Origin of the sequence: Streptomyces sp. NBC_01410 (assembly GCF_045040195.1) — a bacterium.
Lineage (GTDB): Bacteria > Actinomycetota > Actinomycetes > Streptomycetales > Streptomycetaceae > Streptomyces.
In genome coordinates this window covers 690,378-703,672 of the sequence record NZ_CP109530.1, presented here as the reverse complement: position 1 = coordinate 703,672, position 13,295 = coordinate 690,378, and the positions used below count along the sequence as shown (strand labels likewise).

Annotated in this window: 10 protein-coding genes; 5 read left to right on the top strand and 5 right to left on the bottom strand. The window is 70.1% G+C overall.

Going from position 1 to position 13,295, the window contains the following annotated elements; translation table 11 throughout:
- Positions 1-10: 10 nt before the first annotated feature.
- The 3 genes from OG741_RS03245 to OG741_RS03235 form a co-directional block, all read right to left on the bottom strand.
- Entirely contained in the window at positions 11-1,132 is a 1,122-nt protein-coding gene (locus OG741_RS03245; RefSeq protein ID WP_405594919.1) for a glycoside hydrolase family 26 protein, read from the bottom strand.
- Positions 1,129-2,715 carry a glycosyltransferase family 2 protein gene (locus OG741_RS03240; protein WP_405594917.1) on the bottom strand — a complete coding sequence of 529 codons (1,587 nt, stop codon included), beginning with the start codon at positions 2,713-2,715 and terminating at the stop codon, positions 1,129-1,131. The genes OG741_RS03245 and OG741_RS03240 overlap by 4 nt, the downstream gene beginning before the upstream one ends.
- A gap of 260 nt (positions 2,716-2,975) precedes the next feature.
- A complete protein-coding gene (locus OG741_RS03235; RefSeq protein WP_405594915.1) occupies positions 2,976-4,964 on the bottom strand; it encodes a PQQ-binding-like beta-propeller repeat protein in 1,989 nt (662 codons plus the stop codon).
- Between the two features lie 248 nt (positions 4,965-5,212).
- On the opposite strand from OG741_RS03235, the gene polX reads away from it, so the two are divergent.
- Complete coding sequence (polX, locus tag OG741_RS03230; protein WP_405594912.1) at positions 5,213-6,946, top strand: DNA polymerase/3'-5' exonuclease PolX; 1,734 nt, start codon at positions 5,213-5,215, stop codon at positions 6,944-6,946.
- A gap of 18 nt (positions 6,947-6,964) precedes the next feature.
- Here polX and OG741_RS03225 read toward each other — a convergent pair whose 3' ends face one another.
- Positions 6,965-7,837: a UbiA family prenyltransferase gene (locus tag OG741_RS03225; RefSeq protein ID WP_405594910.1), complete on the bottom strand. Its 873-nt coding sequence runs from the start codon at positions 7,835-7,837 to the stop codon at positions 6,965-6,967.
- 119 nt (positions 7,838-7,956) lie between these two features.
- Between OG741_RS03225 and OG741_RS03220 the strand changes: the two genes are divergently transcribed.
- The 4 genes from OG741_RS03220 (at position 7,957) to OG741_RS03205 (ending at position 11,398) form a co-directional block, all read left to right on the top strand.
- A complete protein-coding gene (locus OG741_RS03220) occupies positions 7,957-9,012 on the top strand; it encodes a type III polyketide synthase (protein ID WP_405594908.1) in 1,056 nt (351 codons plus the stop codon).
- Between the two features lie 13 nt (positions 9,013-9,025).
- Complete coding sequence (locus OG741_RS03215; RefSeq protein ID WP_405594906.1) at positions 9,026-9,553, top strand: isoprenylcysteine carboxyl methyltransferase family protein; 528 nt, start codon at positions 9,026-9,028, stop codon at positions 9,551-9,553.
- Positions 9,550-10,566, top strand: coding sequence for an NAD(P)/FAD-dependent oxidoreductase (locus tag OG741_RS03210; RefSeq protein ID WP_405594904.1), 1,017 nt, complete (start codon positions 9,550-9,552; stop codon positions 10,564-10,566). The genes OG741_RS03215 and OG741_RS03210 overlap by 4 nt, the downstream gene beginning before the upstream one ends.
- A 67-nt stretch (positions 10,567-10,633) precedes the next feature.
- Complete coding sequence (locus tag OG741_RS03205) at positions 10,634-11,398, top strand: YqjF family protein (RefSeq protein ID WP_405594902.1); 765 nt, start codon at positions 10,634-10,636, stop codon at positions 11,396-11,398.
- Between the two features lie 91 nt (positions 11,399-11,489).
- Here the strand turns inward: OG741_RS03205 and OG741_RS03200 are convergent, their stop codons facing one another.
- A complete protein-coding gene (locus OG741_RS03200) occupies positions 11,490-13,145 on the bottom strand; it encodes an IclR family transcriptional regulator C-terminal domain-containing protein (RefSeq protein WP_405594900.1) in 1,656 nt (551 codons plus the stop codon).
- Positions 13,146-13,295 lie beyond the last annotated feature (150 nt).

Genomic DNA, 13,295 nt, shown 5'->3' with positions numbered 1-13,295 from the left:
GTCTCGGGGTTCAGCGAACGCGTGGCGTCATACCCGGCTCCCACTTCTGCTGGTACCGGCTCGCCGACGCCCCTGCCGTGAAGGCCGCTGAGGATGCGCGGGACGTGCCCACGCGCCAGTCGATCTCCTTCACCGCCTGGTACCAGACGATGCCGATGATGTCGCGGTGGCGCGGCAGCGAGCGGAACATCTCGGTGATCCACTCTGCTTTGCGTCCGGCGGCGTCCGTGGCGCCGAGTTCGGTGATGACGAGCGGTTTACGGGTGAAGCGCCGTATCTCGGTCCTCGTGGGCGTGAAGAGGCGGTCGAACGACTGGTAGTTCTCCTTGCCCACGGTGCCGTAGTAGCCGGACAGGCCGACCCAGTCCACGTACGCGTCTCCCGGGTAGAGCCGGGTGAGCGGCGTGGAGTTGGCGTAGCTGACGTTGGGGCTCCACACCCACAGGGCGTTATGTGCTCCCACCTCGTCAAAGATTGTGTGGACATGACGCCACGCCCGGACGTACTCCCCGCGGCGGTTGCCGTTGGACTGCTCGCACCAGGGGTACCAGTAGCCGTTCATCTCGTGGGCGAGGCGGATGGCCACCGGGTAGCGGAGTGACTTGATGCCCCGCGCCCATGACCGTATGTACGGATCGAAGGAGCCGTGGATGATTCTCGACAGCCGGTACTCGGACTGCTCTCCGCGCAGGGTGGGTTCCTCGGCCTCGGCCTTGTGGTCCCACGGCTCCCAGGCGACCAGGGGCAGCATTCCTCGCCTGGCGACGCGGTTGATGGCATCGGCGTCGAACTGATCGCTCTCCCAGTCGGCCGAGAACTCGTACACCTGCGGGCGGTGCCCGGTCTGCCGGGCGAAGGCGGCCGCTTCGGTGAAGTCATGGGCCCCCGCCGACGTGAAGACGCCGATGAACGCCGCTCCCGCGGCGGGGAAAGCGGCCGTGGGCCGCTTGGCGGTGGGATGCGGGGCCGGCTGCTCGTCCGGCAGTACGGTCGTCGGCGGCAGCACGGCATCGGCGCGCGCGGCCGCCGCTCGGCGTTCGCGGTCCGCCAGGCCCGGCGCCACCTGGAAGGTGTACCAGAACAGCAGGGCGGCACACAGCAGCGCGAGCACCCGTGGCGTGGTGATCCTCACTGCTCTGCCCTCGCGGTGCGCAAGCGGGTGGAGACATCCTGCGCCAGCGCGAGCAGCGGCGGGGCCGAGCCGGCCGCAAGAGCCAGCAGCGTCCAGATCCGCATGCCGGTGTAGTCGTGGTTGTTGAGGAAACTGACGATCAGCAGGCACCCGGCCAGCAGTGCCCACATCAGGTGCAGCCGGAAGGTGCGCAGGGACTCCGTGCTGCGCAGTTCGCCCTTGGCGGTGACCACGTACGCCAGCGGCCGGCGCAGCAGGGCGTTCGCCGCGGCCGCGATGTAGACAGGACCGGCGAAGAGCGACAGCAGGATGCCCGCCATGCCGATCTCCCGCCTCTCGTGCTCGGCGAGGTTGAACCGGCGCAGCCACAGCCAGAGGGCGAAGGAGCCGCCCATGCCCGCCGACCACAGCAGGAACCAGGGGAGCCCGGGCAGTTGGATGGAGGAAACTCCGAGCAGCATGTACAGGGCGGTGGCGAGGGTGCCGAGCGCCAGGCTCATGGCGACGCTCGGGTAGTAGAACTGAACCAGGTCGTACAGCAGCCGCTGGCGGGGCCGGAGCCGGATACCCTGCCTCAGCTTCGGGTTGAGCTTGATCTCCCAGATGCCATAGGCCCAGCGCCGCTGCTGGTTGAAGTAGTCGGTCCAGGTGGTCGGGCCCTCGCCCACGGCCACGACGTCGGGGGTGTAGACGCCCTTCCAGCCGTTTCCGGTGGCGGGATTGACCGTGCCGTGGATCCTCATGCTGGTCAGGTGGTCCTCGATGATCGAGTCCTGGTAGCCGCCGATCTGCTGCCATGCGGCGACCCGGTAGAGGTGATTGGTGCCGATCAGCAAGGGGGCGTCCAGACCGTTGCCGCCGCGTTCGACGATGCTGCTGAACAGGTACTGCTGCACCGAGGCGCCGTGGGCTACCCAGTTGTCGTAGGCGTTTCCGTACACCTGGGGGGCCACCACGAACGCCGTGTCCGGGTCGTGGAAGTAGCCCAGGGTCCGCTCCAGGAAGCACGGCAGCGGCACATGGTCCGGGTCCATCTGGGCGACCACGTCGTAGTTGTTCTCGTGCTCGGCGCGCCAGGCGTTGTGGTTTCCGGACTTGGTCCGTGCGCGGAAGGGGCCGGACTGCTGGTTGTACTCCGGCCGGTCCTTGCGGCTGAAGTGGTGGACCCCCAGGCGCGCCGCCATCTGGCGTACGGTCGGGTCGTTTCCCTCGTCCAGGATCCAGACGTCCACGGTGCAGTCCCAGCGTTCGACCTCCAGCATGGCCCGAAGCGTCCGCTGTACGACGGCTATCGGCTCCTTGGACGGCACGATGGTGGTCAGCATGGCGACCCGGAGCCCCTGCGGCGGCACCATGGGGATCGGGTCCTTCGCCCGGAAGGCGAACAACCAGATCGCCACCGCCTGCACGACTTTGATCGTCTCGACAGCGATGACCAGACAGAAACCGGTCCGGGCCAGGAACAGCCAGCCGTTGCCGACGCCGGTGATCCCGGGGCCGGGGACGTGTTCGGGCAGCAGCAGCCAGCCTATGAACACGATGTCGGCCAGGGCTGTGGCGACGGTGAGAGCGGTGAGCGACACGCGGTCACCCGGGCGCAACACGGAGAAGTACTCCACTTTCCGGCCCGGGTTGGCCAGCGGGCCGCATTCCCGTGCGGCACGAGCGTAGGCAGCGACGGCTGAGGCGTTGCGGCGATTCCTCTTTTCGACGCGCCGGTCCAGGCGGCATGAATATCTAGACATTTCCCCCCTTGCTGACCAACAGCGTCACTCGGACGTGAATAAGCCGCTAGCTGCGGTGAGTAGGACTGCGTGCGTCGCCCGCCCGGTTCCCGGTTGGTTCAAATGCGAACGGCGTAGAGCGTGCTGTCGTCGCTGCCGAAGTACACCGTGTCCTGGGTGACGGCCGGTGAGTGCACCGGAGCGGAGGCGGAGTAGGCCCACAGCTGCTCTCCTGTCGCGGCGTTCACCGCGTACAGCTTGGTGTCGGCGCTGCCCACGTACACCACCGCGCCTGCTGCGGCCGGAGCGTGGACGTCTCCCGTGGCGGTGAACTCCCATGTGGGCTTGCCCGTGTTGGCGTCCAGCGCGTGCAATGTCTTGCCGCCCCCCACGTACACCACTCCTTTGACGATCGCCGGGTTGGATCCGACGGAGGCGCCCTCGAATCGCCAGACTTGCTTCCCTGTGCCTGCGTCGACCGCGTAGAGAGCGCCGTCGGTGCTGCCGAAGTAGACGAGGCCGCCCGCTACGGCCGGGATGCCGGACACGGCCCCGCGAGTGGTGAAGGCCCACCGCTTCTCGCCGGTGTTCGCGTTCACCGCGTAGAGGCTGGTGTCGCTGCTGCCCACGTACACCGTCTCGCCGGACACGGCGGGGGAATGCGTGTCGTTGCCCGTGTCGAAGGTCCACCGGCGCTTTCCGTCGGCCGCGTCGATGGCGTACAGCCGGTGGTCCGCGCTGCCGACATAGGCAACGCCCCCTGTCACGACGGGGGTATGGACGATGCCCCCTGTGGTGACCCGCCAACGGACCTTGCCCGAACGCGCGTCGAAGGCGTACAGGGTGCGGTCGTCGCTGCCGAGGTACACGCTGCCGCCCAGCACGGTGGGTGCGGAGCCGATGGCCGCGGCGGTGGTGTACTTCCATCGCTGCTGCCCGTCGGCGGTGGTCAGCGCGTACAGCGTGCCGTCGTTGCTGGCCGCGTAGACCAGATCCCCGGCCACCCTCGGGTAGGACAGCACCGTGCCGGTGGTCGTGAACCGCCAGCGCAGCGACCCCGCGGCGGGCGACTCGCGATCCCGCGTGAGGCCCCAGCCGGCGGCTGCCAGCCCGCCGGCCCCCAGGGCGCCGGCCGCGGCGTACAGCAACCGGCGACGGCTGACCGGCCGCTCCGGATCAGGCTCCGGGGCCGGCTCCGGCAGGCTCGGCTGCCGCTCGGGCACGGGGGAGTGGTCCGCCGAAGTCGACGTCGGCAGGTCCGGGAAAACGAGCGTGCCCGATGTGTCTTCGTCCTGCCAGGGCTTGGGCAGCCAGCCCGCGCCGAGCAGTTCCACCGGGGAGCGGCCGCCGGTCAGAGCGGGCATCAGGGCCGACAGGGCCGGGCGGTCGGCAGGCCGCTTCGAGAGGCACCAACCGATCAGCTCGCGCAACCCGGCCGGTATCGCCTGGAGTTTGGGCTCCTCGTGCACCACGCGGAACAACAGGGCCGGTACGGAGGCTTCGCCGAAGGGACCGGCACCCGTCGCGGCGAAAGCCAGCACCGAGCCGAGCGAGAACACGTCGGACGAGGCCTCGATCGGCAGTCCCTGGATCTGCTCGGGCGACATGTAGCCCGGAGACCCGATCGTGGTGCCGGTGAGCGTCAGTCCGCTGTGCTCGGCGAGCCGGGAGATCCCGAAGTCGATGACGCGAGGCCCGTCCTCGGCAAGCAGCACATTGGCGGGCTTGAGATCCCGGTGGATGAGTGCCGCACCATGAATCGCCGTCAGCGCTTCCACCAGCGCCGCACCGAGCGCCCGTACGGACCGCTCCGGGAAGGGGCCGCCCTTGTGCACCGCTTGCTGGAGCGAGGGGCCGGGAATGTACGCGGTCGCCAGCCACGGCCGGCTTCCGTCGGGGTCCGCGTCGACCACCCCGGCCGTGAAGAAGCCACTCACGGCGCGCGAGGCGATCACCTCGCGGGCGAAGCGCTGCCGGAAGGCGGGGTCTTGTACGTAGTCGGGACGGATGACCTTGATCGCGACCCGCCGACCGCTCGGCGAGTACCCGAGGTAGACCCGGCCCATGCCGCCACTGCCCAACTGGGCAACCAGCCGGTATGGCCCCACGACGGTGGGGTCGTCAGGTCCCAATGGCTCCAAGGCGCCCCCCCCGGGTCACATCCTGGACAAACAACCGTGTCACTTGCGGCGGCAGTGTATCGGGTATTCATGGACATCAGATGGCTAAGGCGATCATCTCAATAAGTAAGATGAGATGAAGGGATCTTGTGTTCAATCTGCCCGGTACGAGCAGGTGAACCCGGGTGGCCATGCCCAGGCGTGCCTCCCCGGCCGTACCGGAGCACCATGAAGGTATGGTCCGAGCGAACGAGGACGTCGAATCACTCCTCCAGGAGTACGCCGACCTGATCGCGATCAGCGGCGGGGACGCCTTCAAGGCACGTGCCTACGAGAAGGCCGCCCGCGCCGTCGGCGGCTACCACGCGGACGTCTCGAAGCTCGACGCCAAGGCCCTGCGGGAGATCCCCAACGTCGGCAAGTCGATCGCCGACAAGATCGCCGAGTATCTGCAGTCCGGCCACGTCGCCACCATCGAGGAGACCCGGGCCTCGATTCCCGCCGGGGTGCGCGAGCTGATCACCATCCCCATGCTCGGGCCCAAGAAGGCCATGGTGCTCTACGAGGAGCTGGGCATCTCCTCCGTGGACCAGCTGCTGGAAGCCATCGATGCCGAGAAGCTGCGCGACCTGAAGGGCTTCGGCGAGAAGACCGAGGAGAACATCCTCCACGGCATCTCGCTGATGCAGAAGGCCGGCGAGGGCCGGATCCTCATCGGCGCGGCCATGGACATCGCCGAACAGATCGTCTCCGACCTGTCAGGCATCCCCGGATGCGAACGGTGCACCTACGCGGGATCGCTGCGCCGCATGCGGGAGACGATCGGGGACATCGACATCCTGGTGGCGGCCGAGCGATCGGCGCCGTTCATGGAGGCCCTGAGCGGCCTTCCGCAAACGGCCGAGGTCATCGCGCACGGCGAGAAGAAGACCTCCATCCGCACCACCAAGGGCCTCCAGGTGGATCTGCGAGTCCTTCCGCCCGAATCCTGGGGAGCGGGCCTGCAGTACTTCACCGGATCCAAGGCGCACAACATCCGCACCCGTGAGATCGCGGTACGCCACAAGCTCAAGCTCTCCGAGTACGGGCTCTTCCACGCCAAGAGCGGCAAGCTGATCACCTCGGAGTCGGAGGAGGACATCTACGACAGGCTAGGCCTGCCCTGGATACCGCCGCCCCTGCGTGAGGACCGGGGGGAGATCGCGGCAGGAATGCGCGGCGAACTCCCCGACCTGCTGGCCGAGAAGGACATCAGGGGCGACCTGCACACCCACACCGACCTCACCGACGGCCTCGCCCCGCTGGAGGACATGGTCGCCGCCGCTGCCGCGCGGGGCTACGCGTACTACGCGATCACCGACCACGCCCCGAACCTCTACATGCAGCGCATGACCGACGAGAAGATCCTGGCGCAGCGCGAGCGGGTGCGCGAACTCGACCGGAAGCACCACGGGATGCGGCTTCTGCACGGAACGGAGCTCAACATCGGCCCGGACGGGGAGGTCGACTGGCCCGACGACTTCCTGGAGGGCTTCGACCTGTGCGTGGCCTCCGTCCATTCACACTTCAACCAGAGCCGGCAGGCGCTCACCCGCAGGCTCGTCCGTGCCTGCGAGAATCCGCACGTTGCTGTCATCGGCCACCCCACCACCCGCAGGATCGGCAAGCGCCCCGGGATCGACGCCGACTTCGACGCGGTCTTCGAAGCCTGCGCGAGAACGGGCACCGCCCTGGAGATCAACGCGCATCCGGAGCGACTCGACCTCTGCGACGAGGACATCCTGCGCGCGAAGCGGTACGGCGTGAAGTTCGCGGTGAACTCGGACGCGCACTCCACCACGCATCTGCCCTACATGCGCTACGGGGTGGGCACGGCGCAGCGCGGGTGGCTGACGAAGGACGACGTCATCAACACCTGGCCGCTGACGAAGCTGCGCCGGTTCCTGCGCAAGGGCGGCGCGGGGGCGTAGTGCCTGTCGAAGCCGGCGTCACGAAAGGGCGGTGCCCCGCGCCAGGAGCAGTGCCACATCGGCCGCCGCCACGGCTACCGTCCCGGCGAACGCCGCCTTGCGCCAGTACCGTCCAAGTGCGAGCCCCGCGACCGCTGTCGGCACTGCCGCGAACAGCGTGGCCGCTCCCCATGCGCCCGGCGGTCCCGCGGGGCCCAGCACCAGTACCGCCGTTGCCGCCACCAGGGGGACCGGCACCAGCAGCCGGGTGCCGGTGACGCCCAGCCGGTGCGGCAGTCCGCGTACCCCGGTCCGCAGATCGTCGGGGATGTCCGGGAGTACGTCGCCCAGATGGGCCGCGATGCCGAGGAGTGCTCCGGCCGTCACGGCCCACCACGCCGGCCAGGGACGGCCGGGCATGCTCAGCGTGACGAACGCCGGAAGACTGCCGAATCCGGCCGCGTACGGGAGCCAGGACAGCACCGTCGCCTTCAGCTTCACGTTGTACGCCCATGCCGCGGCGACCGCGGCGAGGTGCACCGTACCGGCGGCAAGGCCGCAGGCCAGCGACAGCGGCACACACAGCAGGAGGGCGGCGAACGCCGCGGCCCACACCGCGCCCGGTCCCACGGAACCGTCGGCCACCGGTTTCCCCCGGCGGCCGACCGCGGCATCGCGCCGGGCGTCGAAGGCGTCGTTGCACCAGCCCACCGAGAGCTGGCCGGCCAGGACGGCCGCGCCGATCAGTGCGCAACGGGCGCTGCTGAGGCGGGCGCTGACGGCCAGTCCGGTGGCCAGGACCGTCACCGCGACCACCGGTCCCGGATGGCAGGACAGAACCAGCCCGGCCGCGCGGCGCAGGGGCCGGCACGAGGCCGGGGCGTATACGGGTGACCGATCCGTGGTGCCCATCGTGTGATCGTAGGCACTCCGAGGCGTACGGGTGTGACAGCCGCACGGGCTACTTGAGGTGTCCCGTGCCCGCGCGCGGGTTAGGAATGGGCCATGATGCCTCCCAGGCGGGAAGCCGGATGACCCGGATCGCAGCCGTTCACGGCGCCCTGGCACCGCACCGCCACCCCCAGCGCGACATCACCGACATGGTGGCTCGCACCTGCCTGCCACCGGGCGCCGACCGCCGTGTCCTCGATCGCCTTCACGAGAACGCGCAGGTGCGTACGCGGCACACGGTGCTGCCCCTGGAACGCTACGGCGAGCTGGACGGCCTCGGCGCCGCCAACGACGTGTTCATCACGGCGGCCACGAGCATGGGCGCAGAGGTCGTTCGCGGTGCGCTGCGGACCGCGGGGCTGCGGCCCACCGATGTGGACCTGCTGATGTTCACCTCCGTCACCGGAGTGGCCGCGCCCTCCGTCGACGCCCGGCTCGTGGGACGTCTCGGCCTGCGGCCCGATGTGAAACGGCTGCCGGTCTTCGGCCTGGGCTGCGTCGCCGGAGCGGCCGGCGTGGCCCGGCTGCACGACTACCTGCTCGGCCGGCCCGACCACGTGGCCGTGCTCCTCTCCGTCGAACTCTGCTCGCTGACCTTCCAGCGCAACGACACGCGGCCCGCCAACCTGGTGGCGACCGCGCTGTTCGGCGACGGGGCGGCGGCCGTCGTTGCCGTCGGCGACAACGCGGCCCGTACGACAGGCCCCGAGGTGGTGGCCACCCGCAGCCGCATGTACCCCGACACCGAACACCTCATGGGCTGGGACATCCAGAGCTCCGGCTTCGGCGTGGTGCTCGACGCGGCCATCCCCGACGTCGTGCGCCGCCATCTCAAGGGCGACGTCGAGGGATTCCTGGAGGAGCACGGCCTCAAGCCGAAGGACGTGGCCCACTGGGTGTGCCATCCCGGTGGACCGAAGGTCCTGGAAGCCGTCTCCGACGTTCTCTCCCTGCCCGACGGTGCCCTCGACGTCACCTGGCGCTCGCTCGCCAATGTCGGCAACCTGTCCTCGTCCTCGGTCCTGCACGTCCTTCGGGACACGCTCCAGCAGAAGTGTCCCGAACCGGGAACGCCCGGTCTGCTGCTGGCCATGGGACCGGGATTCTGCTGCGAACTGGTGCTGCTGCGCTGGTAGTTCGGAGAAAACGATGATCTGGTACACCGCCGGGGTGCTCGCTGTCGCCGCCGAGCGACTCGCCGAACTCGCCGTGGCGCTGCGCAACACCCGCTGGAGCCGGGCACGCGGCGGCATCGAAACCGGCAGAGGCCACTACCCCGCCATGGTCGCCCTGCACACCGCCCTGCTGGCGGGCTGTCTCGCCGAAGTCCGGCTGGCCGGCCGCCCGTTCCTGCCGCTGTTCGGCTGGACGATGGTCGCCGTGGTCGTGGCCGCCCAGGCCTTGCGCTGGTGGTGCATCCGTACGCTCGGACATCAGTGGAACACCCGCGTCATCGTCGTCCCGGGCCTGCCCCTGGTGACCGGCGGGCCCTACCGATGGCTGCGCCACCCCAATTACGTCGCGGTCGCCGCGGAGGGGCTTGCCCTGCCACTGGTCCACGGTGCGTGGGTGACAGCCCTCGCCTTCACGACGCTCAACTCCGTGCTCATGGCGGTCCGCATCCGGTGCGAGGACGGGGCCCTGGCTCTCGCGACAGCCGCGGGAGTACGGACGTGATCGACGTGCTGGTCGCGGGCGGAGGCCCTGCCGGTCTGGCGGCCGCCATCCATGCCGCCGGGGCGGGAATGGAAGCCGTGGTCGTCGAGCCGCGCCCCGCTCCCGTCGACAAGGCGTGCGGCGAGGGAATCATGCCGAGCGGTGTGGCGGCGCTGCGTTCGCTGGGCGTCGACGTGTCTGGCCGTGACCTGCGCGGGATCCGCTACCTCGACGGTGCCCGTCGTGCGGAGGCAACGTTCCGGGACCGCCCAGGGCTCGGCGTACGGCGGACGGAGCTGCACGACGCCCTGTATCAACGCGCCCTGGACATCGGGGTGAAGATCGTCCCGGGCAAAGTGGGGGAGATCCGCCAGAGCCACGACCGGGTCAGGGCGGCGGGGCTGACGGCGCGTTGGCTGATTGCCGCCGACGGCCTGCACTCACCGCTGCGCCGCGCGCTCGGCCTGGACAGTCCCGGGGGAGCGGGACACCGTCGCTACGGCCTGCGGCGCCACTATCGCATCGCTCCGTGGGCCGACTTCGTGGAAGTCCACTGGTCCCGCCACGGTGAGGCGTACGTGACGCCGGTCGGGGACGACCTGGTCGGGGTCGCCGTGCTCAGCCGCCACCGTCGCTCCTACGAAGAGCACATGGCGGGATTTCCCGTACTCGCCGAGCTGCTCCGGGACCGGGAGGCGAATTCCGTACGCGGCGCAGGACCGTTGCGGCAGCGGGCGCGGACCCAGTGGTCCGGGCGGGCTCTGCTCGTCGGTGACGCGGCCGGCTATGTCGATGCCCTGACGGGTGAGGGTGTCGCCCTGGCACTGGCGACGGCCGCGGCCGCCGTTCGGTGTCTGGCCGCCGCCCGCCCTCAGGACTACCCCGCGCAGTGGGCGCGGCTGACCCGGCGCCACCGTCTGCTCACCGAGGGCCTGCTGCGGGCCGCCCGGTACCCCGGCACAGCACGCCTGATCGTTCCCGCGGCCCACCGCATGCCGGCCGCCTTCAGAGCGGCGGTGCACGCACTGCAGTAGGCGCAGCTCAGGAGCCCGGCCGCGCCCCCGTCCCGGCTGCCGAGGGGGACTCTGAGATCCTGACAGGGTGCTGCACACACCACGTCCTCCCCAGTCCATAACGGCGGACTCACCCCACCCCGACGTGAGCCCCCTGCTCACCCAGTCCTGGCTGGACCTGGCATTCGTGCACTGGGCCGCCGATCCGGCGGACGTGGCACCGCTCCTGCCGCCCGGCACGACTCCCGACACTCTCCACGGGGTCACCTACATCGGACTTGTGGCCTTCCGGATGCACCGCGTGGGCTGGTTCCGCCTGCCCGGTGTCCCCTACCTGGGCACTTTTCCCGAGACCAACGTCCGTCTCTACTCGCGCGATGCCCATGGGCGGCGCGGGGTGGTCTTCCGGTCGCTCGACGCCTCCCGGCTGATACCGGTGGCCGTCGCACGAGCGGCTTTCCGGCTGCCGTACCTGTGGTCTCGCATGTCGATCCGGCGGGACGGCGACGTGCTCACCTACACGAGCACGCGGCGCTGGCCCGGACCGCGAGGCGCGCACAGCCGGATTGCCCTGCGGATCGGTGAGAGGGTCGAGGACCCCAGCGAGCTGGAGCACTTCCTGACCGCCCGCTGGGGCATGCACAACACGTTCTTCGGCCGGTCGGTATACCTGCCCAACACGCATCCGCGCTGGCCCCTGCACCGCGGGGAGCTCATCGAGTGCGACGAGGACCTGGTGAGCGCGGCGGGACTGCCCGAACCGGAGGGAGAGCCGGTGAGCGTGCTGTATTCGCCGGGGGTCCCGGTCCGCTTCGGCCGCCCGGCCCGCCCCGGCGGTATCCCGACCCCTTAGGTCCTGTCCGGCCCGATCTTGCCGGGCTGAGCGTCCCCGTAGGCGCGGGCGGGCAGGTCCGCCGGGGCGACCGGCCGCCCCAAAGCCCGGCTCAGGCCGTCGGGATCCTTGTGAAGCGCCCCGCGATGTGCAGATCGGCCTCGATCCCGGCGGCGGTCGCCCGCAGCTCGGGAAGGACCTCGGCCAGGCACTGCTGAACCGTGCGGCGGCTGCTGTGCATGGCGACGTTCACGGCCGCGACCGGCTGTCCGTCGAGATCGCGCACCGGTACGGCGAGTGAGCGCAGGCCCTCCTCGAGTTCCTCGTCGACCAGCGCGTACCCCTCTTGTGCCACGCGCTCCAGGACCGCTTCGAGTTCCGGCAGGCCGGTGACGGTCCGGGGCGTCAGCGCCCGCCGTTCGGTGCGCTCCAGCCGGGCGGCGCGTTCCTGCGGCGGCAGGCCGGCCAGCAGGACGCGGCCCATGGACGCCGCGTACGCCGGAAATCTCGTACCGATCTGGATGTTGACGCTCATGATCCGGCCGGTGGCGACGCGGGCCGTGTACTGGATGGCGTCGCCGTCGAGCACGGCCAGGGACGCCGAGTCGTGCACCTGCTGGACGAGGGCGACCAGATGGGGCGAGGCGATCTCGGAGAGTGTGGTGCGCGACAGCGGCGGACAGCCGAGTGCGAGCACGCTCGGGGTGAGGCGGAAGGTCCGCTCCCGCGCTTCGACGTACCCCAGGTGCTCCAGCGTGATGAGGGCGCGGCGGGCAGTGGCGCGGGCGAGACCGGTGGCCTCCGCGACGGCGGCGAGAGTGAGTTCCGCCCTGCCGTCCCCGAAGGCGGTGATCACCGTGAGGCCGCGCGCGAGCGACTCCACGAACTCCGCGCCGAGCTCCTGCTTGGAGGCGTTGGTCCAGTCGGCGAGTCCACCGGCGGGCGGCTCGTCGGCCTGATCTTCCCCTGCCGGGTGACTCAGGCGCTGTTCCATCGCGGCAACGGCATCGCGCGCGCGTGGCAGCAGTGACTCCCGCAGCGACTCGGCGCTGTGGCGGCTGGTGTGGCTCACCAGGCTCACGGCGCAGACCACTTCGCCGTCGGGGGCCCGGACCGGCAGCGCGAGGGCGATCAGTCCCGGCTCGATCAGCTGGTCGTCCACGGCCCAGCCCTGCGCGCGTGCCTCGGCCGCGCTTTCTACGAAGGCGGGCGCGTCCTCGGCCGCGCGCTCTTCGAAGGCGCGGCCGTGCGGGTCGGCGGTCCTCCGTGCGTGCCAGTGCGCCCACTCCTCCTCGCTCCAGTACGCGGCGAACACCGTTCCCTGCGCGGTGCGTTCGGCAGGCAGCAGATCCCCGATGCGGAGGGTGAGGGACATGGCCCGGCGCCGGGTGGTCTGATGGACGAAGCGGATGCCGTCACGGTCCGGTACGGCCAAGGACACGGACTCGTCGAGTTCGTCGGCAAGCTTCTCGGCGAGCGGGCCGAGCAGTCGCGGCAGCCGGACGGCGGCCAGATAGGCGTTGCCGAGTTCCATCAGGCGCGGCGCCAGGACGACGCGGTGGCCGTCGAGCCGGAGGTAGCCCATGCGTGCCAGGGTGGCGGCGATCCGGTCGACGGTGGAGCGGGCGAGGCCGGTGGAGCGTACGAGCTCGCTCACGGTCATCACGCCGTCGGCCTCGCTGATGATGCGCAGCACGGAGATGCCGCGCATCAGCGGCCCCACGGCTTCGGCGGGTGCCGTGTCGTGGGTCGGCGTCGTGACGGCCATCGGCCCTCCGTGCGGTTGCGGAGCGGAGTCCTTCTGACTTCCCTCGGCGTTCCGTGCAGCCGTTGACATTGCGTGGCCGGTGAACGCACACTCTCGAGTAGAAGTGAACTGTAGTTCATCTGGCGAACAACAGCCTCCCGCAGGTTCTGT